Below are 26183 nucleotides of genomic sequence, written 5' to 3' on the forward strand. Positions count from 1 at the left end.
ATATACTCTTAATTTTTTTGCAAAATTATATCTTTTTAAACCAAAAAATAGGGTTAAAAGGCTACAATAATACTAAAAAATATGGAAAAAGAATGAAAATTTATAGTGTAATTTTAGGTGCTTTTTTGCTTGGAGCTTGTTCTTTAAAAGATCAGGCGATTGTGGATACAAATTTAAAATCTCAAACTTTAATGTTTACTCAAAAATACAAAATCACACAAGATAAGATTAATGCCATTATAACTATGTCTTATTTAAACCCAATTCTAGACAAGACAAGTAAAGATGATGTATTAGCTTTATCTTTTACTCCAAATACATTAAAAATTCAAAATTTAGAAGTTTTTATCAATAATAAAAAAGCCAATATTGAAAAATTGGATGATGAGTATTTAAAATATATAATACAAAACAACTATACTGATTATTTTAAAGCATCTCTTCCTAGTGTCAAGGAAGAGATTAGGCTTGTAGCTAAGATTTGCTTAGATCATTTGCCTTGTTTTGAATTAAATTTTCAAAAATATCCGAAATCTTTATACTATCGTTCAGAAGATGTCGATACACAATATAATTAGCTAGAACTTTTTTTCCGTAAATTCGGCTTTCTTGATAAGGAACTAGTTCCATAGACAAGAAAGGTTCAAATTTGCCTGTCTTAAACATATCATTTCTTGCAAGCATACGGTTAGTAAATCCTATACCGCCATTATAAGCATAAGCGACAAAAAGTGGAGATTTTAAACGTGATTCAAGGTAATTTAGATGATAGTTTCCAAAGTAATATGCTATTTCAGGTTTAAACATAAAATCTTGATCGAAATTTGGAATTTTTAATTCTTTTTCCCCTATGTGATTGGCCAAAAATGGCATAAATTGCATCATGCCTAAAGCATAAGAAACTGAAATAGCAGTTGGAATAAAACGACTTTCTTGTCTGGCAATAGCCAAAATTAAAGCTTGTCTTGTTTTGTTATAGTCTTTTATATTGTCATAATAAGGCATTATAAAATAATGTTTTTTAAAATTATTTTTGCGTTCTAATATGTAAGCATAAATAGGCAAGGTTTCTTGTGTGTCAAATTCTTTTGCCAAGACATCTAGTTGACTTGCGTTAGCATCGCGAATTTGTTTGTTTATTTTTTGCCAAGCAAAAGGATCTTGCATATTAAAATTATTTTTTTTCTTGCTTGGATTAAGGCTTTCTATCTTTGGAAAAGGTGTGTTGGTAAGTTCTTTTGCGTAAAGACTATAAATATTTAAAGAAGAACTTTGCGATAAAGTTTTTAAATCTTCTTCATTGTTTTTAATCAACCACATCCAAAATATAGCATTGTCTTTATTACTTTGCGATTTAAAACTTTGTGCCGCCTTTTTAAAAAAGTCATAAGCAAGCTCTGTTTTATCATAAGTTAAGGCATTGACTCCTAAATAGAAAGCAGAATCTTCACTTACATTTTCAGGATTTATTTCTAGCATAGAATATCTAAATTTTGGATTTTCTTTTTTAATAATAATATTTTGTGCAAAATCTTTAAAACCAATGTGGTTTGGTAGTTTATTGACTAAACTTGTATTTAAATCTAAGTCGTATTTTTTAGAATAATTATAAAGTTTAAAAAAACCATTAATATCTTCTTTTTGTACTATATAGCTCATAGGATCAGAAGTATTAAAAGCTAGCAATAAATTTGTCAAATCAGGTCTTTGATTTTTAAAGGTTTGAACTAAAGTAGTTCGGTCTTTGGAATTTAGACTCGCTATAAAAACTAATGAATTTAAGCGCACACTTTGACAAGTTAAATTTGCATCTAAGATAGTATTTGCTGTATAGGTATAGCATTTAGCATATTTTGGGTTGATATAAGGCTTTAAAGGGATGATTTTTTCAAGTTCAGATTTAATTTTTCCTATATAGCGAAAAATATGAGAATTTAAATCCTGTGCATCTTTTTTACTGATTTTATTTTTTTCTAAAAGCCTATAAATATAATAATCCTTAGCAAGTGAATTTTCTTCCTTTTTGAGTTTTTCTATACTATATTGTGTAGCATTTAAACTTGAAAAAATAAATAAAAAAACGAGTATTTTTTTTATCACAATATACTCCTTAAGATATTCCCAAGAAAAATGCCAAGAAACTGCAATGCTAAGACTATAATCAAAGGCGCAAGATCAATATTACCAATGCGTGTTGGAATTTTTCTAACTAAGGCGTAAGCAGGGTAGCTTAGTTTATATAAAATTTGCACTATAGGATTATAAGGATCAGGGTTTACCCAGCTTAGAAGTGCTGTGATGATAATAATCCAAGTATAAATGTTAATGACAATTTGTAGTACTTGAAAAATAGAAATAATAAAAGAGTCTATAACCATAGTTAAATCCTTGCTAATTCGTGAATAAAATTTTTAATATAAGGATAAAGATCGCTAAGCTCAGGTCCGTGGATATTTCCTGTTAAAATTATCCTTAAAGGCATGAAAAATTTTTTACCTTTTAAGTTGCTTTTGTTTAAAAGTTCATTTTTAAAATCTTCATAATTTTCAAAAAGTTCAATATCTTTTAAGAGTTCTTTTAAAATTTTACATTCTGTTTCAAACTCGCCAAAATTTTTTGCGTTAAAAATAGCTTGCATTTTTTCTTTAAGTTCTTTTATAGTACTTGCTTCTTGAGTGTAAAATTTAGCAAGTGGTGCAAGATCTTTGTTTAAATCTAAAATTTTATTAAGCTCATCATCTTTTATCATTTTGATATGTTCGCGATTAATTTGCAAAAGTTTTTTAAGATCAAATCTTGCGGGAGCTTTTGAAACTTTAGAAATATCAAACCATTTTATAGCCTCTTCTAAGGTAAAAATTTCACAAGGAGTTTTATTGCCTAGTATGACAAGATAATTTGCGATTGCGCTAGGTAAAATTCCACTTTCAAGTAGCCATTTTACAGAAGAATGTGCTTCTCTTTTACTCATTTTAACACCTTCTTCGTTTAAAATGATAGGCAAGTGTGCATAAGTCATGGCTTTATTATAACCTAAGCTTGCGCGGATATGTTCTTGTTTTGGAGTGTTTGAAACATGATCTTCTCCGCGTATAATACAAGTGACATTTTCAAGCATATCATCAACCGCACAAGCAAAATTATAAGTTGGAGTTTTATCCGTTCTCATAATCACAAAAGAGTCTATGTTTTCAGGCTCAAAACTAAGCTCGCCTTTGATAAAATCAGTAAATTTCATAGTATGAGTAGGTTTTTTAAGACGGATAACAAAGGGTTTTTCACATTCTAAAACATCAATATCGGCTAGTTTTTCACAAGTGCCATCGTAGCGATAAGCTTTACCTTGTTTTTTAGCCAGCTCTTTTTTTGCTTCAAGTTCTTCTTCGCTGCAAAAACAAGCAAAAGCTTTTTTTTCGCTTACAAGTTTTAAAGCCATTTGGCGATGGAATTTTAAATTTTCACTTTGTATATAGTAATGCTGCCATGAAATACTAAAAAGATTTAAAATTTCTTTGATTTCTTCTTCTTTTCCTGCTATATTTCTAGCCTTATCAGTATCTTCAATACGTAAGATAAAATCCATATTTTTTTGTCTTGCACAGATATAATTAAAAATTGCTGCGCGTAAATTTCCTATGTGCATATCACCTGTGGGAGAAGGTGCAAAACGGTACATCTTATAGCCTTTAAAATTATTTAAAAGCTTATTATAACAGAAAAATTTATACGGATATTTAATTTTACTTGGTTATAATACTTTGTATGATATTTTTAATTTTTTCTTTCATTGTGTTATTAATTTTTGGCTTAGCAAATGTTTATATTTATAAAAGATTAATCAAGAAAATTACTCTTTTTAAGTATTTTTATAAAATTTTTTCCTTTATTTTTATTGTGCTTTTTTTAGCTCAAGCTGTGTTTTTAATATTTCGTAGAGATGAATATTTAAGTGATACTTGGTATGAAATTTTAGCCATGTTTTATGCGCCGACTTATTGTTTGTTTTTTATGACTTTAGCATGGGATTTTGTTAAATTGATTTTAGCTCTTATGGGTAAAAGAGATAAAACATATAATCTTATTTTGCGTTTGATTTTTGAACTTTCTCTTATAGTTTTAAGTGTGTTTTTAATTTATGTAAGTATAAATAATGCTCTAAAAACACCTGAAGTAAAGAGTGTTGATGTTGAAATACCAAATCTTAAAAAAGATTTAAAAATTGTCATGCTTACTGATATACATTTGGGTAAAAATTTGCATGAAAATTTTTTAGACAAGCTCATCACTAAAGTGAATTTGCAAAGTCCTGATATGGTTGTAATAGTAGGGGATCTGATTGATACTAATCCTAAAGATTTAAAAAATTACATCTCAAAACTTAATGATTTTAACTCCACTTACGGAACTTTTTATGCTTTGGGAAATCATGAGTATTATCATGGTATCAATGAAGTTTTGGATTTGCTTAGAAAACATACTAATATGAAAATTTTAGTCAATCAAAATTTAGATTTGGGTTTTATAAATATTGCTGGACTTGGAGATTTAGCCGGACTTGATAGGGGTTTATATGCTCCTGATTTAGCAAGAATAAAAGTGGATTTAAATACAAGTAAAGCTAGTATTTTACTCACACATCAACCTAAAACAGCTTTGCTTTATGATTTAAGTGATTTTGATCTTGTTTTAAGTGGGCATACACATGGAGGGCAAATTTTCCCTTTTATGTTTTTAGTTAAACTTCAGCAAGGTTTTGTTCATGGGCTTTATGATTTAGGAGAAAAAACTAAGCTTTATGTGAGTAGTGGAGCAGGATTTTGGGGGCCAAGTCTTAGAGTTTTTGCTCCGAGTGAAATAGTGATTTTAAATTTAAAAGGAAAAAAATGAGTTTTTCAAAAGAAAGTTCGAGACTTTTTGGTTTTGTAGCGGGGATTAAATTTCCTAAAATGATACAAAAAGTTATTAATGAAAATTATGTTAAGTATTTTAATATCGATATGAGTGAATTTAAAAGCCCTTGTGAATACGAGAGTTTAAATGCTCTTTTTACAAGAACTTTGCAAATTCCAAGAAAGCTTGAAGAAGGTTTTATCAGTCCAAGTGATGGTAAAATTTTAGAGTGTGGAAGTACTTTTTTGGCAAATGAAGAACATTTTGCTTTTTCTATAAAAGGACATACTTATAGCATTGAGGAGCTTTTAAAAGATAGCTTTGAAAAAGATGAGCTTAAAAATGGGCTTGATTATGTCAATATTTATCTTTCTCCAAAAGATTATCATCGTTATCACAGCCCTTGTGATATGCAAATTTTAAGTGCAACTTACACAAGTGGAGTGCTTTATAGCGTAAATGAAAAACATTTAGAACGCATTAGTAATTTATATGTAAAAAATGAAAGAGTGAGCTTGAAATGTCAAAATGAAAAAGGTATTTTTTGGCTTGTTTTTGTAGGAGCGCAAAATGTAGGAAAAATGCGTTTTAATTTTGATGCAAGCATACAAACCAATGCTAAAATTTCTCATAATTTTACTAGAAAATATGAAAATTTAAATTTCAAAAAAGGCGAAGAACTAGGAAATTTTGAGCTAGGTTCTACTATAGTTTTAATCTCTCAAAAAGGACTTTTAACTTTTAATTTAAAAGTAGGGCAGGGTATTAAATTTGGAGAAAAAATAGCGGATTAGTTTTTAGGAGTTTTATTTGCCATTTGATAGATAAAGGCAAAAACTTCAGCTACAGCTTTATACATATTAGGTGGAATTTCATCACCTAAGTCAAGCTTGCTTAAAATTTCTATTAAATCTTCATCTTCTTTAATAGGAACTCCGTGTTCCTTGGCTAAAGAAATAATTTTAGCAGCACTTTCGCCTTTGCCACTTGCAAGCACTTTTGGTGCAGAGTTTTTTTCTTTTTGATAGCCTAGAGCTACAGCTTTTTTAATCGATCTTTTGATTTTGCTCATACTTTTTTATCCATACCCATTTCAAGATCTAAATTTTTCATATTTCTAGTATCAAATTTACTTCTTATGATATCACCTACAAAGAAATTTGCACTTAAAAGTCCTGCTTTATTGATATTTCTTTTAAGCTCATGGGCATTTTCATAGATGGTTTTTCTAAATTCAATATTTTCTGCCATAATATTAATATCTATATATTTTTCATTATTTAAAGAAATAAGAATTTCTAAATCCCCAAGTTTTGCAAATTCGAGTTTAATCTGAGCAAAAAATTTGTCCTTTTTTCCGCGTCTAAACATAATTTTAGAATCATTTAAATCATCCCAAGAAAAAGGCAGATAAGTATTGATAGAATCATTAGCTAAAGACATAAGCTGATTGATTTCAATTTGCGCTAAAAGACGATTAGCTTGATTGTATACAGCTTCATTGCCTTCATTTTTAGCCAAATTTGAAATTTGCAAAAGTGTTGATTTTACATCATGATGTAAAGATTCAGCTATATCTTGTTCTGTTTTTGGTTTAATTTGCACTAGATCTTTGATAGAAAGATTGAGTTTGTGTTCGAGATTTTTAAGTTCTGCTTGATTAAGCTTGGCATTTTGAGTATAGGGTTCAAGTTCTTTTAAGCTTTCATTAAGTCTACGAGAAAGATTGCTTAAATTTTTACTTAAATCTTGCACTTGTTCTAGATCTAAATTTTCTACATTAAATGCTAAATTTTTTACAATATTTTGTTTTATAAATTCCTGATTTTTAAAAATATTTTGCATAGTTTGGTTATTGTTAGATTGAATATTTTGAGAATTATTTAAATTTTGCGTGTTGTTTGTGTTAGTATTTGTATTGATTGAAGTTTTGCTTTCTGTTTTTGTTTCATAAAATTTTGGATTTTCTTTGATATTTTCTTCGTGAGTTTTTGTGCTAGAATCTAAATTTGCATTAACTTCTTTTTTAGGTAAATTTTCTTCGTTTTTTACATCTTGCTTAATATTGGTTTTAGCATCATCTGCGAGAGTTTCTTCTTTTGATACTTTTATATATTTTTCTTCATCTTGGTTTTTTGTGTTATGATTAAGTTTTTCTTCTTTGATATTTTCTTTGTTACTTAAAAGATTTTCTAAAATATTTTCTTTATCTTGTATTTTAGAAGCTTGATTGCCTAGTATATTTTTTAAAGTATTTTCAAGTTTTTCAAAGGTGGTAGCAGTTTGCTTAAGGATGTTTGGATCTTTTATCATTAAATTTTCTGGCTTATTAAGAGCTTTGAAAAAATCATTTTTGATGGAATTTAATTCTTTTAAAATTTTATTAGCTATAGGGGTGATTTTTTCTTGAGCATGACTGGGATTTTTACTTATATAATTTTTAAAATTTTCCAATTTAGAACTTAAATTTAAAAGTGCTTTAAAAGAACTTTGATTTAAAATTTGCTTATTTTCATTTTTGCTAGAATTAATAATATTTTTTAATTCTTTTAAAGTGTCTTTTGGGCTTAAATTTGTATTTGCAAGCTGGGCTATCTGAACGCTTAGTTTTTCGCTACTAAGACCTTTGATTGTACTTAAAAGAGAGTGAAAACTTTTGGGTAGTAATTCTTCGTTTAGGGCATCTTTTAATTTAGCTTCTAAAAATACGCCTGAATTTTTAAACAAAGGAGCTAAGTTATTGTTTTTTATTTCACTGGCAGGTTTTAAAATTTGATTTAATCTGTCTAAAACTTGTGTAAAAGTATCACTTTTTGCAAGTTCTGTACTTAAGATTTTTAATTCATTAGCAAAATTAGGAGCTAAATTTAAATTTTTTCCTTGTTTAAGTACAGGGGAATCGGGATTTTTTTGAGCATTGATTTGATCTAAAAGTTTATTAACAAGTTCTTTTAATTTGGTACCTGTTTCATTTTGAACAAATTTTGCTAGTATTTCCTCGCTACTAGCGTCCTTGCTTAAACCTAAATTTTGCTTTAAAGCTTGTGCAAGTGCTTCTTTTGGATTGTCTTTTAAATTTGTTTTATCTTTTGAAGCAGAGTTATCTACTTTTAAATCATTTTTTTGCGTATTGGCAATTTGACTTGCTAGTTGAGTATTAATCATCAAATATCACCATATTTCCAGGCTTTTTCTTAAATTTTTTATTTAAAATATTTGGTTTATTGATAGCAAAAAGAATTAAAAATGCTAAAGAAACTATATAAAACCATATAAAACCTTTGATTTCAAAATATTGCATTAAAAAACCTAAAATTAAAGGGCCAAACAAAGAGCCCAAAGAATAACAAAAAAGAACCCCACGACCTAACTCTACACCTTTATTTTTGCTTACTAAAACATCATTTGCTCTAGCAAGTGCTAAAGCATATAAGCAAAATATTCCTATACCAAGAGTAATTCCTAAAAAATATTGCATATATAAATGAAGTTTAAAAAAGATAAATATAAGCATAGTGATAAATCCTATACTTGCACAAGTGATAATGGCAAATTTGCGACCAAGTTTGTCTGAAATAGTTCCTATGATGGTTTGTGCAATAAAACCACCTAAAACCCCACAAAATATAAAATAAGAAACCGCTTTTGTATCAAAACCTTGCAAAAGTATAAATAAAGATGTCATAGAAAAAAAGCCATTTATAAGCATTCCGGCTATAAAGCTTGTGACGATAGCTAAAGGAGCTATATCAAAAATTTTAGGTATAGAAATAGGACTTGATGCGGGTAAAACAGGTTCTTTGATTTTAATTAGATTTAAAGGTAAAGATGAAAGTAAAATTAAAGTTGCACTGAGGATAAATACACTATGTTTGCTTAAATTTAACGCTATGATTAAAACTCCAATACCAAACGCAAGATAAAAAACAATTTCATAAAAACCTAAAATTCTAGATCGAATGGCATTTTTGCTTTTTTCATTAAGCCATGATTCTATGACCATTAAAAGTCCATAGTAGCAAATTCCTATGAAAAATCTTAAAACAGCCCAAAAAATAAGATTTTCGCTTACTGTATGAAGCATAGCTGAAATTCCAAAAATAGCACCAAATAGCCCAAAAGAGCGTATATGACCTATACGAGAAATAATTTTATGAGCACTGATGGTTCCAACAAGAGCGCCTATAAAAAAACAAGAACTTACCACTCCAACAGCTAAAGAACTTTCTCCGTTTTCTTTTAATATAACACCTATAGAGCTTACTATCAAGGCATTACCTGCAAATAAAAATGCCATACCAGCAAAAAGTGCTGTCATTGATTTAATAATTTTTTTTGGACTCATACTTTTTTATATATAAAATAAAAATAAACACACAAACTAGCAAGGATGAAATTCCACAAATATAAGCAAAGATATCTAATTTATCTTGGCGATGTAAAAATAAAAATCCAGCAACCAATATTACATAAGCCATCAATTTAAAGAGAGTAAAAAACATAGCAAAAAAATGGATTTTCTCTTTAACATTTGGCTTTAAATCGTCTTTTAGAACTTTAAAATGAATAATTTTTGATAAATTTTGTTTTTTTTTGATAAAAAGTGATGAAATGAAATTAAAATCTTTTTCATAATTTTTTGATTTTTTTATAATGACTTTTTTATAATTTAAATAAGAAGCAAAAATAATCAATAAAACACTAAAAAAAGCTATTTCATAGCTTAAAAATATATCTAATTTAAAATGATTTAACAATGAAAATATGATCCAAAAAAATAAATGAATAATGGCAAAAATACAAAATAGAGCTTTTTTATGTTCCATTATTTGTTCTTTTCTTTTTGAATTTTTTCTTTGATCAACTCATCTCTTTCTTTAAATTCTTCATAGCTTTTTACTTGAACTTTATAAGCTTTGTAAACATTAAGTATAGCAGCACTGATCCCCCAAAAAACTCCAAGCCAAAAAAGCCAAGGATAAGGAGTAAATTTTTTAAGTAAATATCCTATTCCCACACCTATAAATACAGCAACAACCATAGAGATGCCAAGACTTAAACCATCCGCAGCTTCAAGAGTTTTGCGAATGATTTTTTGTCTTTTGCTGTTGGAATTTTCTAAGTGATTTTTTTCTTCTTTTAAAATATTGCTCATATTCTTTTAAAGCTTTCCCTAACAGCCTCTAATGTTGTATCTATAATTTTATCATCCATTTTTGAACATATAAAGCCTGTTTCAAATTGAGAAGGTGCTAAATAAATTCCATTTTCAAGCATATTTTTGTGAAATTTTGAAAATAATGCTAGATCAGATTTTAATGCATCTTGGTAGTTTGATACAGGATCTTTGGTGAAAAAGTATCCAAACATAGAACCTACATGACAAGCTTGCAGCGGAAGTCCTTTTTCATCTGCTAATTTTTTCATTCCTTGTGTAAGTTTTTTTGCTAATTTTCCAAGTTTGTCATAAAGCTTGGTTTTCTTTTTGGCTTTTGTAAGACTTGCTATACCTGCAGCCATTGCCAAAGGATTTCCACTTAAAGTTCCTGCTTGATAAACTCCACCCAAAGGACTTAAAATATCCATAATTTCAGCTCTAGAAGCAAATGCTGCTGCAGGTAGACCGCCTCCTATTACCTTACCAAAAGTAATTATATCTGCTTGGATATGATTGATTCCATAGGAACCAAGGTAAGATGCTCTATATCCACTCATTACTTCATCAAAAATCAGCAGAGTTTGATTGTTTTTACAGATCTTAGCAAGTTCTTCTAAAAAATCTTGTTTAGCTGGAACTAACCCCATATTTCCAGCAATAGGCTCAATGATAACACATGCAATATCTTTATTTTTTTCAAAAAGCTCTTTAACGCTATTTATATCATTATATTTAGCTACTAAAGTGTGTTTAGCTACATCTTCTAAAACACCCAAAGAACTAGGAGAGTTAAAAGTAGCAGCACCACTTCCTGCACTCACTAATAATGAATCAGAATGCCCGTGATAACATCCTTCAAATTTTAAAATTTTATCTTTTTTAGTAAAACCACGGGCAAGACGAATAGCACTCATGGTTGCTTCTGTTCCACTGCTTACAAAGCGGATCTTTTCTAAATGAGGAAAATCAGATAAAACAAGCTTGGCAAGTTCAGTTTCTAATAAAGTTGGAGCTCCAAAACTTGAACCTTTATGAAGTGCTTTTTGACAAGCTTTTTGTATATCTTTATCGCAATGTCCAAAAAGCAAAGGCCCCCAGCTTTGAACATAGTCTATATAAGAATTTCCATCTATATCGAAAATATAAGCACCTTTTCCATGAGAAATAAATTTTGGCTCACTTTGAACATTTGCAAAAGCACGAACTGGAGAATTTACACCACCTGCGATGAATTTACACGCTTCTTTAAAAGCTTTTTTGTTTGTCATTTTTCTTCCTTGCTAAATTGCTTGATGTAATTATATAAAGTTACAATTTCATCATTTGTTAAAGAGTAATTTGGCATGATTGATTTTGCGTCTTTACTCTGATTAAGAGAATTTTTAAAATTTTCAAAACTAAGATTTTGTATACTTGGAACTTTATAAGCTGTTTTAATACCATTTTTCATATAATATCCTAAAATTTGTTCGCTTCCATCTGCTCCATGACATTCTTTACAACTAATGCCCCTTGGATTTTCATAAAGCATTTTAGAGTATTCTTTAAGAGTGATAAAATCAGCACCAAAAAGACTAATACTAAATAAAAAAAACATTAAAACAATTTTCAAAGTTTCACCTTGTTAATGAAGTTTTAATATGATACAATTTTTACTTTAAAAAAGTGATTAAATTTATAGAAGGAAAATAATGACTTTGCTTGATGGTAAAGCTTTAAGCGCAAAAATCAAAGAAGAATTAAAAGAAAAAAATCAATTTTTGAAAAGCAAAGGGATTGAAAGCTGTTTAGCTGTTATCTTGGTTGGAGATAATCCTGCAAGTCAAACTTATGTAAAATCTAAGGCTAAAGCCTGTGAAGAATGTGGAATTAAATCTTTAGTTTATCATCTTAATGAAAATACTACACAAAATGAACTTTTGGCATTGATTAATACCTTAAATCACGATGATAGTGTTCATGGAATTTTGGTTCAGCTTCCCTTACCTGATCATATTTGTAAAGATTTAATACTTGAAAGTATTATAAGTAGTAAAGATGTTGATGGCTTTCATCCTATTAATGTAGGATATTTAAATTTAGGCTTAGAAAGTGGGTTTTTGCCTTGTACTCCACTTGGAGCTATGAAGCTTTTGAAGGCTTATGAAATTGATTTAGAAGGAAAAGACGCTGTTATTATAGGTGCTTCAAATATAGTAGGTCGTCCTATGGCTACTATGCTTTTAAATGCTGGAGCTACAGTAAGCGTTTGTCATATTAAAACCAAAGATTTGAGCCTTTATACTAGGCAAGCTGATTTGATTATAGTAGCAGCAGGTTGTGTGAATTTACTTCGATCGGATATGGTAAAAGAAGGAGTGATTGTTGTTGATGTTGGAATCAATCGTCTTGAAAGTGGAAAGATAGTTGGAGATGTAGATTTTGAAGAGGTATCTAAAAAATCTAGTTATATAACTCCTGTTCCAGGTGGAGTAGGTCCTATGACTATAGCCATGCTTTTAGAAAACACAGTTAAATCTGCTAAAAATAGACTTAATTAGGGAAAATCTATGGAAATTTTAAAGAAATTATATAAATTTTCACAGTCTTGGACTGGAACTGTAGTTATTGTTCTTTTGGTGATTTTTTTCTTTATACAAGCTTTTGTTATTCCTTCTGGTTCTATGAAAAACACCTTATTAGTAGGGGATTTTTTATTTGTTAAAAAATTTAGCTATGGTATCCCAACTCCTCATATTCCTTGGTTGGAAATTCCTGTTTTGCCGGATTTTAATAAAGATGGGCATTTGATAAAAGCACAAGGGCCACAAAGAGGAGATATAGTTGTTTTTAGAAATCCTAGAAATGAAAAAGAACACTTTGTAAAGCGTTGTGTAGGCACAGGAGGAGATAGGATAGTTTATGCAAATAAAACACTTTATGTAAGAATGCATGAGGGTGATAAATTTATGAAAGAACATTATCCGAATGATCTTGTTACTCTTGGAGGGCAAATTTATGTAAAAGAACCTTATAAACAAAAAGGTATTCATTATGATCCAAAAAAAGATATAGAAAGCGATATTTTACGCTTTCTTAGCATAGGTGATTTTGCCATGTCTCCAGCTTATATTAAAGAACTTGGAAATCATATAGGTTTTAGCGGCGGAAATGCTTATGTTTTTGATGTACCTGAAAATGAGTATTTCATGATGGGTGATAATCGCGATTATTCTTATGATAGTCGTTTTTGGGGTTCTGTTCCTTATAGGTTGATAGTAGGTAAACCTTGGTTTGTATATTTCTCTTGGGATAAAGATAAAAATGTTCGCTGGGAAAGGATAGGGCGTTTTGTTGATACCTTGGAAAATGATGAGCAATATATCCATGATCATGATGATGAGGATAAATTAAGCTAATGTTTGTGAAAAACACAAACATTATATTTTTAAAAGCGTGATTTCATCACCTTTTTTTAATTCACTCGTATTTTCTTCGCTTATAAGCAAAAACTCACTTTTAATAAGTGGAAGTATCATACCAGAGCCAAATTTGTTTTCGTTAAATGGTGTAAAAATACCTTTTTCTAAATTTCCTAAAATGAGATTATTTCTTCCGCTTTTAAGCTTTAAATCCATACCCATTTTGCCATAAAATGTTAAAGGATTGTCTAGGTTTCCACTTAATAAATTAATGATTTTTTTAGCAAAAATAAAACAAGAAAGATAAGCTGCCATAGGGTTTCCTGGTAAAATCAATACGAAATTTTCACCTTTTCTATAAAGCTTAGTAGGTCTTGCAGGGCGTGCTTTTAAACCTTTAAAAAGCGGAGTAAAGCCTAATTCATCTAAAGCTTTTTCCATAAAATCAGCCTCGCCAACGCTTGCACCTCCTGAAGTGATTAAAAGATCAAAATTTGTATTTTCTAAAGCCTCTTTAGTGCTTTTAAAATCATCTTTGATAATACCCAAATAAGAAGCATTTTGAAGCATAGTTAGTAAAGGCAAAGCATTGGCATTATAAATACTTTCTTCATCGCATTCTTGCCAAGGTTCTTTTAGCTCATTTCCACTTGAAAAAATACCTATGCGAATTTTTCTTATGACTTCTATTTTATAAAGCCCTTGAGAAGCAAGCAGGGCGATATGTTTATCATTAAGTTTGGTACCTTTTTGAAGTAAAATTTCACCTTTTTTTAATTCTTCACCTTTATAGCGATAGGCATTGTATTGTTTAGGAGCTTTTTTAATGATGAGTTTATTTTCTTCTATATACTCATCTTCTAGCATTAAGATAGTATCAGCATTTTTGGGCATTTTAGCCCCTGTCATGATTTTATAGCATTCATTTTTAGCAACTGTATAAAAATTTTTATCTCCTGCAAAAATAGTCCCTTTAATCTCCAAAGCCTCATTGATATCAGTATAATTAAAAGCATAGCCATCAAGAGCAGCATTGTCAAAACTAGGTAGATTTTTTCTAGCGTATAAATCTTTAGCTAAAATTCTATCCTTTGCTTTTTCAAGGCTAATAAGCTCACTTTCATCTAAACATGAAATTTGATTTTCTAAGTCTTTTAAGGTTTCAAAGATATTTTTCATTCTTCAAGCCTTGTGATTTTCGCACCCAAATCTTTAAATTTTTCTTCTAAATTTTCATAACCCCTATCAAGATGGTAAATTCTATGGACTTTGCTTGTACCTTTAGCTGCAAGAGCTGCTAAGATAAGGGCTGAAGAAGCGCGCAAATCTGTAGCCATGACATCAGCAGCGTTAAGTTCTTTTCCGCCTACTATAGTAGCAATATGACCATTGAGTTTAATATCCGCACCCATTCTTAAAAGTTCACTTACATGCATGAAACGATTTTCAAATAGTCTTTCATCAATAATACTAGTTCCATTAGCTTTTAAAGCTAGTGCCATAAACTGCGCTTGCATATCGGTTGGAAAGCCTGGATATTCACTTGTCATGATTTCTACAGGTTTAATTTCTTTAGCAGGAAGTAGGGTGATACTATCTTCTGTAATCAAAGTTTCAAAACCCATTTGATGAAGTTTTGCTAAAACTGCACTAAGATGAGTGGCGTTAACTTTATCTAAAGTAATTTTAGAATTTGTAATAGCCCCTGCACAAAGATAAGTTCCTGCCTCAATTCTATCAGGTATAACGCTAAATTCTTTAAATTCTAAAAGTTCTCCATCGCTACCATAAATTTCAAGTTCATCTGTACCTATGCCTTTAATTTCAAGTCCTGCGTCTTTTAAAACTTCGCAAAGTTGAACTACTTCGGGTTCTTTTGCAACATTTAAGAGTTTGGTTTTACCTTTAGCTAGAGCTGCTGCCATGATGATGTTTTCACTACCTGTAACCGTGATTTTATCAAAAAGAATTTCATTGCCTTTTAAATTTCCACTAGCTACGACATAGCCTTGTTTGATTTGTATATTTGCCCCCATTTTTTCTAAGGCTAAAAGATGTAAATCAATAGGTCTTTGTCCTATGGCACATCCACCAGGCAAAGATACTTCACAATGCCCAAAACGAGCAAGCAAAGGCCCTAGAGTAAGTATAGAAGCACGCATTTTACGCACAATGTCATATTTAGCTATGGTTTGATTAAGAGTGTTTGTGTTTAATAAAGCACTATTGTTTTGAAAATTGACTTTAGCTCCTAAATTTTCTAGCAAAGATATAAGAGTTTTTATATCAGCAACATTAGGAACATTGTTGATTTTTACTTCATTTTTAGCAAGTATACTTGAAACGATCAAGGGTAGGGCAGCATTTTTTGCTCCGCTTATTGTAACATTTCCGCTTAGATGATTTGTGCCTTCGATTTCTAGATAAGTCATATTTTTCCTTGAAAAAGTTTAAAAATGCATCATTATAGCATTCTTAAACTTTTGAAAAAATATAATCAAGCTTGTTGGCTTTGGAGTTCTTGAATTTGAGCTTGAATAGTTGAAGCTTGGGCATTTAATGTTGCTATTTGACTTTCAATACTTTTGATTTGATCCTCATTAGCTTTAGACATTTTCGCAGTTAGTTCAACAATTTTTGCTTGAATTTCTGCAAGCTTTTGTGTTAATTCTGTAAGTTTATCTTCACTATTGCTGCTACTATCTTGTTGCGTGTTGTTTTGTGCGTTTAAAGCTTGAGCTGGAGCTTGAGAATTGTTTTGATTAGAAGTATTTGATTTTTCTTTGGCTTCTTTGCTGATATTTACCTCTACAGCTGGATCTTGCGCTAAAGCGTTTTGTTCTTGATTTTTAGAGTTTTGATTTTCTTCGTTTGAGTTGACTTTAACATATTGACTTAAGCTATTTAAGGAATTGTTAATTTGCATATTTTCTCCTTAATTTATAATATATATTACACTAAATCGACATTATTTTAAAAAAATATACTATAATTTAAAATAATTTTTATTAAGGTTTGCAATGGGCGTATTTTTAGTTCTTTTGGGAGGTATTTTTTTGGGCTATTAGCGGTGTTTTAGCTGAATACCTTTTTAAAAATAATTATAGCGTAGATTGGGTTTGTTTTTATAGGCTTTTATCTACAGGGTTGATTTTGATTTTTTTAAGTTTTAAAGCTCAAAAGATTTTAGTTTTTACAAATTTAAAAGAAAGCTTAAGTATTTGTATGTTTGGATTTTTTGGGCTTTTGCTAACACAATTTGGTTATTTTAAGGCTATTTATTATACCGATGCTGGAACTGCAACAATGATACAATATTGTGCACCTTTGATTATAATGCTTTATTTGTGCTTTAAAAATAAAAAATTTCCTAAATTGATAGAAATTTTTGCTTTGATTTTGATTATTTTTGCTTTGTTTTTGCTTGCAACTAAAGGAGATATTGAAGCGGTGGTTTTAAATTATTGGGGTATTTTTTGGGCTGTTATAGGAGCTTTTGGAGTTGCTTTTTATTCTTTAAGTGCTAGAGAAGTGATATTAAAATATGGTCTTTTTTGGATAATGGGCTGGGCGAGTCTTTTTGCTTCTTTTGTATTTTTATTAATCTTGCAATTTGATAAGGGTTTAATTCACTATGCTTTTAACTTAAAAGCATTTTTTTCTATGGGCGGGATTGTCTTTATCGGAACTATAGGGGCTTTTTGTTTGTATTTAAAAGGAGTGGAATATATAGGTGCTCTAAGGGCTAGTATGATTGCCTCTATAGAGCCTGTAGCAGCTGCTTTGATGAGTTTTTTATTTTTAAAAACCCGTTATAGCTTGCTTGATATTTTTGCTTTTGTTTTGATTATATTGAGTGTTATTTTAAATGCAAAAAAGACTAAAGTTTCATAAAGTTTTTAAGTATTTTTTTGCCTTTTTGAGTTAAAACCGCTTCGGGGTGAAATTGCAATCCATAAATAGGATATTTTTTATGTTTAATTGCCATAATAATATTTTCTGAATTATGAGCTAAAATTTTGCATTTTTCAGACATGGAACTAATGTGTAAAGAATGATATAAGCAAATTTCAATTTCTTTTTTAATACCCTTAAAAATAGGATCTTTTTTAAAATAAAGTTTAGAAATTTTACCATGCATGGGATTTTGCATTTTAGAAACCCTACCGCCAAAAATTTCAGCTATACACTGATGTCCTAAACATATACCTAAAATTTTTTTATTTTTTTTAAAATATTTGATTGCTTTTAAGCTTAATTTAGATTCCTTAGGAGAATGAGGGCCAGGAGAGATGATAAGATGAGTGAAATCAAATTTTTCTAATTCTTTAGCTTTTTTAAAGGCATCATTTTTTATCACTTTACATTCAAAACCAAGTTCTTTAAGATAATAGATGATGGTATAACTAAAAGAATCATAATTATCTATAAATAAAATTTTCTTCATTGTAATTTTACCTTTTTTAAACCACGCACGGAATTAATACAATAAATATTTTCTGCTTCAAATAAATCTTGTTTAAATAATGCTTTTTCTTTTATCAAACCAAGATTGATTAAGAAATTTCTATATACTCCATTTAACATACCGCTTTGAATTTGTGGAGTATAAAATTGAGAGTTTTTTTCTAAGATGAGATTGGTTCTTGAGCCTTCGCAAAGTTCATCTTTTTCGTTAAAAAAAGCTATGTCATAACACAAGTTTTGCTGCCATTTGTATGAGTGTTGATTATAAAAAGTACGCAAAGAGCTTTTGTGATAGAGATTGTCACTTTTTGAGTTAATTTTATCATCACTTAAAAGCAAAATATCGTTTGAATTTTGCTTTAAGGCACTTTGTTGAAATTCGTATCTTCCGTCTTTGTATAAAATAAGCTTTAAAATTCCTTCTTTATGTGGATTTTTAAAGGGTAGGGGAAAATTATAAAATAAAGAGTGTTTTTTGTGGAAAATTTTTTCATCGAGTTTAAAAAGTGTAAAATTTTGATATTCTTTATAAGAACTTTTTTGATTTAAAACATTATAAAAATCTTTAAAGAGCTTGTGAGTATTAAAATTAAATTTAAGAGCTGAATTTATAAGCCTTAATAAATGTTCTTTTAAAAATAAAATTTGAGAATTTTTAAAATACATGGTTTCAAAAAGATGAAAATCACAAGGATTTAAGATCGCGCTTTTAAGTTTTAATTCTTCGAATTCATCTTTGAATTTTGAGTCCCAAACCAAGCCACTACCGGTGCTATAAGTATAAATTTCATCTTGTTTTTCTAAGGTGCGTATGGCTACGCTAAATTTATTTTTATTTTTGTGTATTAAACCTATAGTTCCGCAGTAAATACCACGATCTCTTTGTTCTAATTCTTCAATAAATTTAATACTTTCAAGCTTTGGAGCACCTGTAATAGAACCACAAGGAAAGAGAGCTTTAAAAATTTGATATAAAGAAATATTTTTTTTAAGTTTTCCTTGTACGCTTGAAGTCATTTGATGTAAAGTAGGGTGACTTTGAATTTCAAAAAGTTTTGTTTTTAAGCTTTTTTTTGTGATGATTTTTGAAAGATCGTTGCGTAAAAGATCACAAATCATAACATTTTCACTCAGATTTTTTGTATCATTTTGCAAGAAAATTTTATTTTCTTCATCTTTTATAGGATCTTTATCACGCTTAATTGTGCCTTTCATAGGTTTTGTAAATATTTTTCTTTTTTTGGTTTTGAAGAAAAGTTCAGGAGAAAAGGATAAAATTTCTCTTGTTTCATCTTTTATAAAAGCTTTAAATTCAGTATCTTGTCTAGAAAGCAAAAGTTTAAAAAGTTCAAAAGAATCCATTTTGCTATGAAATTTAAAATTTTGAGTAAGGTTGATTTGATAAACTCTTCCTTTGGAGATTGCCTCTTTAACCTTGATGAAATTTTCTTTGTAATTATCTTGATCTAAAAAATTTATAAATTCAGGAATAAATTTTTCTTCATCGATATCTTCTTTTTGAAATTTTTTTCTTTTTTTAAAAGCAAATACAGACAAATAAGCCTTTTTGCTTGTGAAATTTTTATCTTGAAAATATCTATATAGTTCATAATCAGTAAGCATTAAAATATAAAAATCATTTTTATATTTTTCTATAAATTTAAAGCATTTTTTACTTTCTTTGTGGTTAAAGGCTTTTAAAGTGTGTTTTAAATCATGGTAAAAATATTTACCAAAAATAGCATAGTTTTCAAGAGTCACTTAATTCCTTTGCAACCTGTGCGGCAAGTTTTAATTTATCATTATCAAAATGAGTGTAAATTCTTGAGGTATTTAAACTTGCATGCCCTAAAGCTTCTTGAACTAAAACTAAATCTTTTTGCTTTTTATAAAGCAGGGTGGCAAAAGTATGACGCAACATATGAGCACCATTTTTTTGTTTGCGAATTCCTGCACGAAATAAAAGCTGTTCTACTATGCGACTAACATAAGATTGAGTCAGTGGAGTGCCTTTTTTATTGACAAAAAGTAGGGCGTCTTTACTCATATAATTAATACTTACATTTTTAAGCAAATCGTAAATAAGTTCTTTTTTTATCATTACAACACGATATTTATTGCCTTTAGCTCTTATTCTTATGATATAAAGATCGTTTTCTTCGCTAATATCACCCATTTTGATATTGATAGCTTCACTTACCCGTATGCCTGTAAAAATGATGATTTTAATAATAAGTTTATTGCGTATGGTATTGTTTTTAAAATCTGCATTTTCAATAGCATCAAGAAATTTTTTAAGCTCTTCTTCACTCATAAATTCAGGTAATTTTACCCCTTTAGAACCTGCTATACCTGCCCAGTTTTTAAGATTGATATCGAAAATATGTGCTTTTTCATCTTCTTCATTTTGCTTGTCTAAAAAATCAAAAAAATTAATCACAGCAATACGGTAATTTTTTTTGCTTGCATCTGATAAAGCACCTGTTATACTTGCTAAAACTTCTACAATGAGTTCTTCATCAATCTGTTTTAAAGAGTAAAGCTTATAAAAATTTAAATATTCAAATACTTTTTTTAAAGGATTAAAATAAGTATTAACTCCACTTAAACCAGCATTTCTTGCTTTTTTTGCTAGAGCGTCAAGTTCATCAATATTTTTTACACCTTTTGTAAGAGCAAAATTAACTTCTGCTAAAGCTTGTGGATTTTTTAACTCTTTGTTAGATAGTGAGTTGAGTTTAAATTTTACATATTTTGCTAACCAAAATAAGAATGATTTTTCAAAATTTTCTTCACAATCTAAAGGGTATTTCATAAAAACTTTTCCTAAATCTAAAATTTTAGCTTTTTAACTAGAAAAGGTATTTTAGTATTAACTTAGTAAAAAAAAGCTTTTTTAGGAAAAAGTTTGTTTTTATATGCAAGGCAAAAAGATTGAAATATTTTTATTAAATAAATCTTATATCAATCATAAAAAGATATGATAAAAGGTAAAAATATATAAAATTTATAATTTTATATTGAAAACTTTAATTTTCAAACTTTTTTATATACACCTAGATTATTCTACTTTGATATAGATTAAACTACTATTTTTACATACTTTTATGATTTTACCTTTTGAGTGAAATAAACTTATCCATAAAATATAATGTAAAAAATTGATAATTTTATTTCGTAAATTAAAATTATATTTTACTTTTCTTGAAAACTATAAAGAATATTTAAAAATTAAATTATTTTATATTATTATCAAAATATACATAAAAATGATAACTTGTGCATTAAATTTTTTAATCCCCTATTCTTGATTTTTAGTTAAAGTAAATATTCTTAGTTATAAAATTTTTTAAGAATATTTTTATTTTAATAGTTTTATAATAGTTATTACATAAAAACTTAATAAAAAGTTTTATCAAAACCAAATTTCAAGGAGAGGGTAATGAAATTTCCAGTAAAATTAGCAAGATCTATTGTTGTATGTGCTTTTTTAGCAGGTATAAGTGCTAGCGCATTAAGTGAAGGTAAAGAATATGTAATTCTTAAAAATCCTATTGCTAACGCTGATAATTCATTGATTGAAATTTTTTCTTATCACTGTACTCATTGTTATGATCATCACAAATTTAATACCATGGGTAAAGTTAAAGAAAAATTACCTAATTTAACTTATAAATTTTATCCTGTAAGTTCTATGGGAGATTATGGAAGGCAAGCTAATGAAATTTTTGCTTTTGCGACATTTAAGGATGGTGTAAATAAAATTGATCCTACGGATAAAAATAGCTTAACTCATAAAGTTGCTGAAGCTTATTTTAATGCATATTTTAAGAAAAAACAAAGATGGGAAAATGGTAAAAATCCTGAAGCTTTTTATAGTGTCGGTTTAAAAGCAATGAATGTAAGTAAAGCTGATTTTGAAAATTTCTTAAAAACTCCAGAGACTGCAGAGCTTTTAAAAAGTTATGAAATTGCCAATCCTATTTCGCAAAATTATGGCACCCCTGCTTTTGTTGTTAATGGAAAATATCAAATCGTTCCAAGTGCAATCAACTCTCCAGAGGCTTTGATTGAAATTACTAAAGAACTTAGCAAGCAAAAATGAGTTATATAAAAATGAAAGATAATTGCAGAAATTTTTCACTTTCCAAATGGCAAGATACGCGCAAACCTTGGTTGATTTTGATTATAGTTACTATAGGACTTACTTGTATAGCACATTTTTTATTTCAAGAATATCTTTTTATGAAACCTTGTGAACAATGTGTGTATATAAGATTTGATATGCTTGTTATGGCTATAGGTGGTATGATTGCATTAATCAACCCTGCAAATAATATTATAAAAATTTTTTCTTATAGCTTAGCTTTTTATGGAATTTGGCTTGGCTTGGAGCATTGTCTAACTTTAAATCATATCCATGAAGTGGTTCATTCTGAAAATCCTTTTGCAGGCGTAGATGGATGTCGTGAAATTCCTATTTATCCATTTAATTTACCTTTGTATAAATGGGCTCCTAGTTGGTTTTTGCCAACAGGAGAATGCGGGATGGATACCCCTGTAGTTCCAGAAAATGCTTATAATCATCTTAATGCTTTTCAAAAATTTTTTATAGGAACTCCACCTGATTTTGAAAATGGGCTTTATAGTAATGGTTGGTATTTGATTCCTAGTTTAAAGTTTATGAATATGGCAATTTGCTGTCTTATAGCATTTTTATGTTGTTTTGTCGTGCTTTTTGCAATGTTTATAGCCTATGTTTTAGATAAAAATAAACCTAATGCTAAAATTTTTGCATTGGTGATTGTTGCTTTGGTTTTGGTGCTTAAATTTATAGGCGAATCAAAAAATCCGAATCAAAATATAGCTAGTTTAAATCAAGTCGTTTTAAGATACTCTTAAAATAGGATGTCTTAAATAATTTTAAAGGATTGATCATGAGACTTAGCAAAACTCTTTGCATGGCAATTTTGGCGGGTTCTACCCTACTTGCACCTAATGCTTTAATGGCCATGGGTGGTCCTAGTGGAGTGAAAATAGATTGGCAAATTCAAGGACAAATGGGTATGATTAAAATGAATCCTTATGGATTGTCTCCTTTGACCGCTATTATCATGAATAATGGTTATGTCTTAAGCGATATAAAAAAATCAAATGGTCAAACTATTTCTTAATAATGTGAATTCTAAAATGGCTAAGACGTATGGTGGAATTCCTATTTTTGGACTTTATCCTTCTTATAGTAAAGGTAAGTTATACTAAAACCGCAAATGGTAAAAGTCAAAAAGTCATTGATGAGATTTATAAAATTACAACTCCATGGGCTAGCATAGAACCAAGCGGAAGGCACTGATCAAAGAGGAACTCTTTTTGAAAATGTGAAAGTATTAAAAATGGATCCAAAATTTTCAGATAGGCTATATTTAGTAAATAATGCTCCTGGAAAATAATCTGGCAAAGACTCATAATCTGTATGGAATAATCTTGTAGGTGGTGCTATGGAATGGGATGAAAATTCAAATGTCTTTATTATAAGATACCAAGGGTGAAATCAGATGGTATTATGATAACAATAAACTAATGAACTGGGGTAATATTTACAATCGTGGAATTATGATAAGTTTTCGTCAAAACAAAGATGGAGCTTTAACTTGGGGATTTGGTCAAAGATATGTAAAATACGATGTCTGGGAAGAGAAATTTTCAATCGCAAATTACCTGCTGTCTATATAGATTTTTTCTCATGCTATGGACAATATGCAAAAAATGGGCATTATTTCTTCAACAAATACTTTGCGTCCAAGATAGTAAGCATGTACGCACAGTGTGTGATACTATTATAGAAGTAGATGAGGATGGTAATGTTGTTGATGATTGGAGATTGTATAAGATTTTAGATCCTTATAGAAGTACTATTATCAAAACTTTAGATCAAAGTGCAGTGTGTTTAAATATAGATGCAAGTAAAGTGGGTAAAACTTTAAGCGATGAAGAGCTTGCCAAAATGGATGAAAGCGACAAATTTGGAGATATAGCAGGTATAGGTAGGAATTGGGCGCATATAAAGGGTGGAATAAAGAATTTCAAAAATATTTATTGCAACCTGTAGATAAAAATGGCAATGAATGGTTTTATCCTGTAACTTCTTTAACTCAATATGAACCAGATAAAGATTCTATTATGGTTTATAGTGCAACGCTGGAATGGCTTTTAATCTTAGTAAAGGTGTAAGTCTTGGAGAACCAAAACCTAAAATTGATGAATTTAACTGGGGCGCTAAGGAGCCTTCGGTTCAAATTCAATTCAGCGGTTCAGGCACGGGTTATCAAGCAATGCCTTTTAGTGTTGATCAAGCATTCAATCCTAAAAAATAAATAAGCCCAAATTTATTTTTGGGTTTATTTATTTTTTTTAAATAAAATTATCTTTGAAAATTTTATTTAACCAAGGATATAATATGCGTAAATTTTTTTGCAAATTTGTTTTAACGCTTGTATTTTGTTCAAGTTTTGCATTAGCAAATAATAGTTTTATTACTCTTAATCCAAGTTTACCTAGCTCTGAAAATAGTGTAATAGAAGCATTTTCTTATAAATGTATACATTGTTATAATCATCATAAATTTGGAACCCTTGAAAAACTGAGAGAAGCTTTTCCAAATTTACATTTTAAACTCTATCCTGTAAGTTTAATGAATGGGGAATTTTCCAAAGAAATGAATGAGCTTTTTGCCTTTGCTCAATACAAAGATGAGCAAAATGGTAAAGACGCGAGTTATTCTGATAGTTTATCTTATAAACTTGCTGATGTTTATTTTGTTTCTTATTTTTTAAACAAGCAAAGAAATTTTTCAAATTTAAATGAATTTTACGACATAGGTTTAAAGGCTATGAATGTAAATAAAAATGAAGTATTAAATTTTTTAAATACCCCAAAAGCTAAAGAAATTTTAAGCGAGTTTCAAAGAGCTAATGATATAGCTAAAACCTATGGCACCCCTGCTTTTGTTGTTAATGGAAAATATCAAATTAACCCAAGTGCAATCAATTCGATGCAAGATTTAGAAGATCTAGTTAAAAAATTAAGTAATATGAAATAATAAATTTTTAAGGCAATAAAAATTGCCTTAAAAATTATTTTTTGATCATATTTGTATAAGGTCCATAGCGATGTTGGGTTGTAGAAAAGCTATCATCATAAGGTCCTACATCCATATCTAAAGGCTTAACCTTTCTATCTGGAAAGTCTTTATTTCTATTTGCTTTAATAGGACGAGCTTGTGAATTCATGTAAGCTGCTACATCATAAGCATCTTCAAGACTTAAGTCAGGCGCACCTTGAGGCATATTTTCTTTAATATAAGAAGCAGCTTTGATAAGACGATACATTCCAGCTCCTGTATTATAACTATCATCACCCCAAAGTGGTGGATAAAGATAATACGCCCCTGTGCTATCCTCATTTTTAAGCCCTAAGCCATTTTCTTGATGACAAACGGCACATTTATCCATATAAATTGCCTTACCTTTTTTTAGGATCAGCTGCTCTTAAGATGAAATCTATCTTCTTAAGTCCCTATCCTTCTATCTTAGCTCCTACTGGAACTCCTTGAGATAACCATTGCATATAAGTTAGCATGGCTTTCATTTCAGGTGTATCACTAAGGCATTCTTTTGCCATTCATAGAGCGTTCAAAACAGCCATTGATCCTATCTGCTAAGGTAATTACTTTATCTCCTCTTGCATTATATTGTGGAAATCTTGCCCAAATTCCTACAAAACCCGATTGATTTTGCACACTTCCACCATTAGCATGACAGCTTGAACAAGAAAGATTATTTCCCGCAAATCTTTTTTTAGGATCTTTGGCTTGTGGACCCACATATTTGCTTGTTTCATTAAGAATTTTATTTCCCAAAATAACCATTTTGCTATATTCTGAATTTTTTGGCATTTTAGTTTCATCTATAGTGCCATCTTCATTTAATTCCTTAGGTAAATTCCATTTGGCAGTAGGCAGATCAATACCTGTTGCACTCTTAGTTTTTTCCAAATTTGGATCTAAGGCTAAAGCACAACTTCCACATAACAACAAAGTTAAAACTATAGAAAATTTATTCATCAATTTCCCTCCTTATTTTGCGTAATTTAAATTCGGTATAAGACTTTATTTAGAAAAAGTCAATAAAACCTAATTACATTTTAAGAAAAAAACTTTAAACCTTAAAATAATATTCGTTTATATTTAAAATAGAACTTATATATTT

The 26183-nt window shown here is 29.2% G+C and carries 32 protein-coding genes and 1 pseudogene; 15 read left to right on the plus strand and 18 right to left on the minus strand.

Annotated elements, in window-relative coordinates; genetic code table 11:
- Positions 1-92 precede the first annotated feature (92 nt).
- Positions 93-578, plus strand: coding sequence for a hypothetical protein (locus FBF15_RS07355; protein WP_002868152.1), 486 nt, complete (start codon positions 93-95; stop codon positions 576-578).
- Here FBF15_RS07355 and FBF15_RS07360 read toward each other — a convergent pair.
- The 3 genes from FBF15_RS07360 to gltX are packed head-to-tail and all read right to left on the minus strand — an operon-like array spanning position 475 to position 3676.
- Positions 475-2100 carry a lytic transglycosylase domain-containing protein gene (locus FBF15_RS07360; protein WP_002902999.1) on the minus strand — a complete coding sequence of 542 codons (1626 nt, stop codon included), beginning with the start codon at positions 2098-2100 and terminating at the stop codon, positions 475-477. The genes FBF15_RS07355 and FBF15_RS07360 overlap by 104 nt on opposite strands.
- Positions 2097-2378: a YggT family protein gene (locus FBF15_RS07365; RefSeq protein WP_002852501.1), complete on the minus strand. Its 282-nt coding sequence runs from the start codon at positions 2376-2378 to the stop codon at positions 2097-2099. The genes FBF15_RS07360 and FBF15_RS07365 overlap by 4 nt, the downstream gene beginning before the upstream one ends.
- A 2-nt stretch (positions 2379-2380) precedes the next feature.
- Positions 2381-3676, minus strand: coding sequence for a glutamate--tRNA ligase (gltX, locus tag FBF15_RS07370; protein ID WP_038816991.1), 1296 nt, complete (start codon positions 3674-3676; stop codon positions 2381-2383).
- Between the two features lie 86 nt (positions 3677-3762).
- On the opposite strand from gltX, the gene FBF15_RS07375 reads away from it, so the two are divergent.
- Both FBF15_RS07375 and FBF15_RS07380 read left to right on the plus strand, forming a co-directional pair.
- A complete protein-coding gene (locus FBF15_RS07375; protein WP_002859523.1) occupies positions 3763-4887 on the plus strand; it encodes a metallophosphoesterase in 1125 nt (374 codons plus the stop codon).
- Positions 4884-5684, plus strand: coding sequence for a phosphatidylserine decarboxylase (locus FBF15_RS07380; protein ID WP_002859524.1), 801 nt, complete (start codon positions 4884-4886; stop codon positions 5682-5684). The genes FBF15_RS07375 and FBF15_RS07380 overlap by 4 nt, the downstream gene beginning before the upstream one ends.
- On the opposite strand, the gene FBF15_RS07385 is transcribed toward FBF15_RS07380, so the two are convergent.
- Genes FBF15_RS07385 through FBF15_RS07415 form a run of 7 tightly spaced genes read right to left on the minus strand, consistent with a single transcriptional unit; the run spans position 5681 to position 11660 of the window.
- Complete coding sequence (locus tag FBF15_RS07385) at positions 5681-5962, minus strand: FlhB-like flagellar biosynthesis protein (protein ID WP_002852641.1); 282 nt, start codon at positions 5960-5962, stop codon at positions 5681-5683. The two genes, FBF15_RS07380 and FBF15_RS07385, sit on opposite strands and share 4 nt — an antisense overlap.
- A complete protein-coding gene (locus tag FBF15_RS07390; RefSeq protein ID WP_002888648.1) occupies positions 5959-8055 on the minus strand; it encodes a flagellar hook-length control protein FliK in 2097 nt (698 codons plus the stop codon). The genes FBF15_RS07385 and FBF15_RS07390 overlap by 4 nt, the downstream gene beginning before the upstream one ends.
- Positions 8048-9235, minus strand: coding sequence for an MFS transporter (locus tag FBF15_RS07395; RefSeq protein ID WP_052773684.1), 1188 nt, complete (start codon positions 9233-9235; stop codon positions 8048-8050). The genes FBF15_RS07390 and FBF15_RS07395 overlap by 8 nt, the downstream gene beginning before the upstream one ends.
- The gene (locus tag FBF15_RS07400) at positions 9213-9716 is read right to left on the minus strand and encodes a hypothetical protein (protein WP_052773683.1); all 504 of its coding nucleotides are present in this window, start codon (positions 9714-9716) and stop codon (positions 9213-9215) included. Before FBF15_RS07400 ends, FBF15_RS07395 begins: the two co-directional genes overlap by 23 nt.
- Positions 9716-10045: an AtpZ/AtpI family protein gene (locus FBF15_RS07405; protein WP_002852414.1), complete on the minus strand. Its 330-nt coding sequence runs from the start codon at positions 10043-10045 to the stop codon at positions 9716-9718. The genes FBF15_RS07400 and FBF15_RS07405 overlap by 1 nt, the downstream gene beginning before the upstream one ends.
- Positions 10042-11316 carry a glutamate-1-semialdehyde 2,1-aminomutase gene (hemL, locus tag FBF15_RS07410; RefSeq protein ID WP_002866940.1) on the minus strand — a complete coding sequence of 425 codons (1275 nt, stop codon included), beginning with the start codon at positions 11314-11316 and terminating at the stop codon, positions 10042-10044. Before hemL ends, FBF15_RS07405 begins: the two co-directional genes overlap by 4 nt.
- Positions 11313-11660, minus strand: a complete 348-nt coding sequence (locus tag FBF15_RS07415; RefSeq protein WP_002852485.1) for a c-type cytochrome — start codon at positions 11658-11660, stop codon at positions 11313-11315. The genes hemL and FBF15_RS07415 overlap by 4 nt, the downstream gene beginning before the upstream one ends.
- A 79-nt stretch (positions 11661-11739) precedes the next feature.
- Between FBF15_RS07415 and folD the strand changes: the two genes are divergently transcribed.
- On the plus strand, positions 11740-12588 hold the full coding sequence (gene folD / locus FBF15_RS07420) for a bifunctional methylenetetrahydrofolate dehydrogenase/methenyltetrahydrofolate cyclohydrolase FolD (RefSeq protein WP_002860513.1): 849 nt from the start codon (positions 11740-11742) through the stop codon (positions 12586-12588).
- Between the two features lie 9 nt (positions 12589-12597).
- Positions 12598-13446 carry a signal peptidase I gene (gene lepB, locus FBF15_RS07425; protein WP_002860514.1) on the plus strand — a complete coding sequence of 283 codons (849 nt, stop codon included), beginning with the start codon at positions 12598-12600 and terminating at the stop codon, positions 13444-13446.
- 21 nt (positions 13447-13467) lie between these two features.
- On the opposite strand, the gene FBF15_RS07430 is transcribed toward lepB, so the two are convergent.
- The 3 genes from FBF15_RS07430 to fspA1 all read right to left on the minus strand — a co-directional run bounded on the left by FBF15_RS07430 (position 13468) and on the right by fspA1 (position 16375).
- Entirely contained in the window at positions 13468-14628 is a 1161-nt protein-coding gene (locus FBF15_RS07430) for a molybdopterin molybdotransferase MoeA (protein WP_002860515.1), read from the minus strand.
- The gene (murA, locus tag FBF15_RS07435) at positions 14625-15881 is read right to left on the minus strand and encodes a UDP-N-acetylglucosamine 1-carboxyvinyltransferase (RefSeq protein ID WP_002857102.1); all 1257 of its coding nucleotides are present in this window, start codon (positions 15879-15881) and stop codon (positions 14625-14627) included. Before murA ends, FBF15_RS07430 begins: the two co-directional genes overlap by 4 nt.
- Positions 15882-15946: 65 nt before the next feature.
- Entirely contained in the window at positions 15947-16375 is a 429-nt protein-coding gene (fspA1, locus tag FBF15_RS07440; protein WP_002860516.1) for a flagellum-secreted nonflagellar protein FspA1, read from the minus strand.
- A 94-nt stretch (positions 16376-16469) separates the two neighbouring features.
- On the opposite strand from fspA1, the pseudogene FBF15_RS07445 reads away from it, so the two are divergent.
- A pseudogene (locus FBF15_RS07445) lies at positions 16470-17343 on the plus strand (DMT family transporter).
- Here the strand turns inward: FBF15_RS07445 and FBF15_RS07450 are convergent.
- From FBF15_RS07450 to FBF15_RS07460, 3 genes are read right to left on the minus strand one after another with little or no spacing between them, the layout of a single operon-like run.
- Entirely contained in the window at positions 17330-17896 is a 567-nt protein-coding gene (locus FBF15_RS07450) for an aminodeoxychorismate/anthranilate synthase component II (protein ID WP_032592110.1), read from the minus strand. The pseudogene FBF15_RS07445 and the gene FBF15_RS07450 overlap by 14 nt on opposite strands.
- Entirely contained in the window at positions 17893-19677 is a 1785-nt protein-coding gene (locus FBF15_RS07455) for a bifunctional anthranilate synthase component I family protein/aminotransferase class IV (protein WP_032592108.1), read from the minus strand. The genes FBF15_RS07450 and FBF15_RS07455 overlap by 4 nt, the downstream gene beginning before the upstream one ends.
- Positions 19667-20731, minus strand: a complete 1065-nt coding sequence (locus FBF15_RS07460) for a tyrosine-type recombinase/integrase (RefSeq protein ID WP_002860519.1) — start codon at positions 20729-20731, stop codon at positions 19667-19669. Before FBF15_RS07460 ends, FBF15_RS07455 begins: the two co-directional genes overlap by 11 nt.
- A gap of 627 nt (positions 20732-21358) precedes the next feature.
- Here FBF15_RS07460 and FBF15_RS07465 point away from each other — a divergent pair.
- The 9 genes from FBF15_RS07465 to FBF15_RS07480 all read left to right on the plus strand — a co-directional run bounded on the left by FBF15_RS07465 (position 21359) and on the right by FBF15_RS07480 (position 25015).
- Complete coding sequence (locus FBF15_RS07465; RefSeq protein ID WP_052773682.1) at positions 21359-22021, plus strand: thiol:disulfide interchange protein DsbA/DsbL; 663 nt, start codon at positions 21359-21361, stop codon at positions 22019-22021.
- Entirely contained in the window at positions 22018-22818 is an 801-nt protein-coding gene (gene dsbI, locus FBF15_RS07470) for a protein-disulfide oxidoreductase DsbI (protein ID WP_002867468.1), read from the plus strand. Before FBF15_RS07465 ends, dsbI begins: the two co-directional genes overlap by 4 nt.
- A gap of 35 nt (positions 22819-22853) precedes the next feature.
- Positions 22854-23090, plus strand: coding sequence for an aryl-sulfate sulfotransferase N-terminal domain-containing protein (locus FBF15_RS09715; protein ID WP_032596526.1), 237 nt, complete (start codon positions 22854-22856; stop codon positions 23088-23090).
- Positions 23091-23137: 47 nt separating this feature from the next.
- Positions 23138-23269 carry a hypothetical protein gene (locus FBF15_RS09915; protein ID WP_002852428.1) on the plus strand — a complete coding sequence of 44 codons (132 nt, stop codon included), beginning with the start codon at positions 23138-23140 and terminating at the stop codon, positions 23267-23269.
- A gap of 227 nt (positions 23270-23496) precedes the next feature.
- On the plus strand, positions 23497-23649 hold the full coding sequence (locus tag FBF15_RS09920) for a hypothetical protein (RefSeq protein ID WP_002864840.1): 153 nt from the start codon (positions 23497-23499) through the stop codon (positions 23647-23649).
- Between the two features lie 10 nt (positions 23650-23659).
- Entirely contained in the window at positions 23660-24025 is a 366-nt protein-coding gene (locus FBF15_RS09720; RefSeq protein ID WP_198508586.1) for an aryl-sulfate sulfotransferase, read from the plus strand.
- Positions 24013-24147 carry a hypothetical protein gene (locus FBF15_RS09925; protein WP_257406546.1) on the plus strand — a complete coding sequence of 45 codons (135 nt, stop codon included), beginning with the start codon at positions 24013-24015 and terminating at the stop codon, positions 24145-24147. The genes FBF15_RS09720 and FBF15_RS09925 overlap by 13 nt, the downstream gene beginning before the upstream one ends.
- Positions 24120-24290, plus strand: a complete 171-nt coding sequence (locus FBF15_RS09725) for a hypothetical protein (RefSeq protein WP_020246986.1) — start codon at positions 24120-24122, stop codon at positions 24288-24290. Before FBF15_RS09925 ends, FBF15_RS09725 begins: the two co-directional genes overlap by 28 nt.
- Positions 24291-24373: 83 nt before the next feature.
- Entirely contained in the window at positions 24374-25015 is a 642-nt protein-coding gene (locus tag FBF15_RS07480) for a thiol:disulfide interchange protein DsbA/DsbL (RefSeq protein ID WP_002867467.1), read from the plus strand.
- Between the two features lie 34 nt (positions 25016-25049).
- Here the strand turns inward: FBF15_RS07480 and FBF15_RS09730 are convergent, their stop codons facing one another.
- Together FBF15_RS09730 and FBF15_RS09735 are read right to left on the minus strand one after the other, a co-directional pair.
- Positions 25050-25427: a c-type cytochrome gene (locus FBF15_RS09730; RefSeq protein ID WP_002868140.1), complete on the minus strand. Its 378-nt coding sequence runs from the start codon at positions 25425-25427 to the stop codon at positions 25050-25052.
- Positions 25428-25576: 149 nt separating this feature from the next.
- Positions 25577-26038 (minus strand): cytochrome C, encoded by a 462-nt coding sequence (locus tag FBF15_RS09735; protein WP_242633119.1) that lies wholly within the window; start codon positions 26036-26038, stop codon positions 25577-25579.
- Positions 26039-26183: the final 145 nt, after the last annotated feature.

The sequence above is a fragment of the Campylobacter sp. CFSAN093233 genome, from assembly GCF_011068165.1.
Taxonomy (GTDB): domain Bacteria; phylum Campylobacterota; class Campylobacteria; order Campylobacterales; family Campylobacteraceae; genus Campylobacter_D; species Campylobacter_D jejuni.

What these genes read in the sequence shown, in the direction of transcription:
- FBF15_RS07355 (WP_002868152.1), top strand. Translation starts at nt 93, where the DNA reads ATGAAAATTTATAGTGTAATTTTAGGTGCTTTTTTGCTTGGAGCTTGT.
- FBF15_RS07365 (WP_002852501.1), bottom strand. Translation starts at nt 2,378, where the DNA reads ATGGTTATAGACTCTTTTATTATTTCTATTTTTCAAGTACTACAAATT.
- gltX (WP_038816991.1), bottom strand. Translation starts at nt 3,676, where the DNA reads ATGTACCGTTTTGCACCTTCTCCCACAGGTGATATGCACATAGGAAAT.
- FBF15_RS07375 (WP_002859523.1), top strand. Translation starts at nt 3,763, where the DNA reads ATGATATTTTTAATTTTTTCTTTCATTGTGTTATTAATTTTTGGCTTA.
- FBF15_RS07380 (WP_002859524.1), top strand. Translation starts at nt 4,884, where the DNA reads ATGAGTTTTTCAAAAGAAAGTTCGAGACTTTTTGGTTTTGTAGCGGGG.
- FBF15_RS07385 (WP_002852641.1), bottom strand. Translation starts at nt 5,962, where the DNA reads ATGAGCAAAATCAAAAGATCGATTAAAAAAGCTGTAGCTCTAGGCTAT.
- FBF15_RS07390 (WP_002888648.1), bottom strand. Translation starts at nt 8,055, where the DNA reads ATGATTAATACTCAACTAGCAAGTCAAATTGCCAATACGCAAAAAAAT.
- FBF15_RS07395 (WP_052773684.1), bottom strand. Translation starts at nt 9,235, where the DNA reads ATGAGTCCAAAAAAAATTATTAAATCAATGACAGCACTTTTTGCTGGT.
- FBF15_RS07400 (WP_052773683.1), bottom strand. Translation starts at nt 9,716, where the DNA reads ATGGAACATAAAAAAGCTCTATTTTGTATTTTTGCCATTATTCATTTA.
- FBF15_RS07405 (WP_002852414.1), bottom strand. Translation starts at nt 10,045, where the DNA reads ATGAGCAATATTTTAAAAGAAGAAAAAAATCACTTAGAAAATTCCAAC.
- hemL (WP_002866940.1), bottom strand. Translation starts at nt 11,316, where the DNA reads ATGACAAACAAAAAAGCTTTTAAAGAAGCGTGTAAATTCATCGCAGGT.
- folD (WP_002860513.1), top strand. Translation starts at nt 11,740, where the DNA reads ATGACTTTGCTTGATGGTAAAGCTTTAAGCGCAAAAATCAAAGAAGAA.
- lepB (WP_002860514.1), top strand. Translation starts at nt 12,598, where the DNA reads ATGGAAATTTTAAAGAAATTATATAAATTTTCACAGTCTTGGACTGGA.
- FBF15_RS07430 (WP_002860515.1), bottom strand. Translation starts at nt 14,628, where the DNA reads ATGAAAAATATCTTTGAAACCTTAAAAGACTTAGAAAATCAAATTTCA.
- murA (WP_002857102.1), bottom strand. Translation starts at nt 15,881, where the DNA reads ATGACTTATCTAGAAATCGAAGGCACAAATCATCTAAGCGGAAATGTT.
- fspA1 (WP_002860516.1), bottom strand. Translation starts at nt 16,375, where the DNA reads ATGCAAATTAACAATTCCTTAAATAGCTTAAGTCAATATGTTAAAGTC.
- FBF15_RS07450 (WP_032592110.1), bottom strand. Translation starts at nt 17,896, where the DNA reads ATGAAGAAAATTTTATTTATAGATAATTATGATTCTTTTAGTTATACC.
- FBF15_RS07460 (WP_002860519.1), bottom strand. Translation starts at nt 20,731, where the DNA reads ATGAAATACCCTTTAGATTGTGAAGAAAATTTTGAAAAATCATTCTTA.
- FBF15_RS07465 (WP_052773682.1), top strand. Translation starts at nt 21,359, where the DNA reads ATGAAATTTCCAGTAAAATTAGCAAGATCTATTGTTGTATGTGCTTTT.
- dsbI (WP_002867468.1), top strand. Translation starts at nt 22,018, where the DNA reads ATGAGTTATATAAAAATGAAAGATAATTGCAGAAATTTTTCACTTTCC.
- FBF15_RS09715 (WP_032596526.1), top strand. Translation starts at nt 22,854, where the DNA reads ATGAGACTTAGCAAAACTCTTTGCATGGCAATTTTGGCGGGTTCTACC.
- FBF15_RS09920 (WP_002864840.1), top strand. Translation starts at nt 23,497, where the DNA reads ATGAACTGGGGTAATATTTACAATCGTGGAATTATGATAAGTTTTCGT.
- FBF15_RS09720 (WP_198508586.1), top strand. Translation starts at nt 23,660, where the DNA reads ATGCTATGGACAATATGCAAAAAATGGGCATTATTTCTTCAACAAATA.
- FBF15_RS09725 (WP_020246986.1), top strand. Translation starts at nt 24,120, where the DNA reads ATGGCTTTTAATCTTAGTAAAGGTGTAAGTCTTGGAGAACCAAAACCT.
- FBF15_RS07480 (WP_002867467.1), top strand. Translation starts at nt 24,374, where the DNA reads ATGCGTAAATTTTTTTGCAAATTTGTTTTAACGCTTGTATTTTGTTCA.
- FBF15_RS09730 (WP_002868140.1), bottom strand. Translation starts at nt 25,427, where the DNA reads ATGGATAAATGTGCCGTTTGTCATCAAGAAAATGGCTTAGGGCTTAAA.
- FBF15_RS09735 (WP_242633119.1), bottom strand. Translation starts at nt 26,038, where the DNA reads ATGAATAAATTTTCTATAGTTTTAACTTTGTTGTTATGTGGAAGTTGT.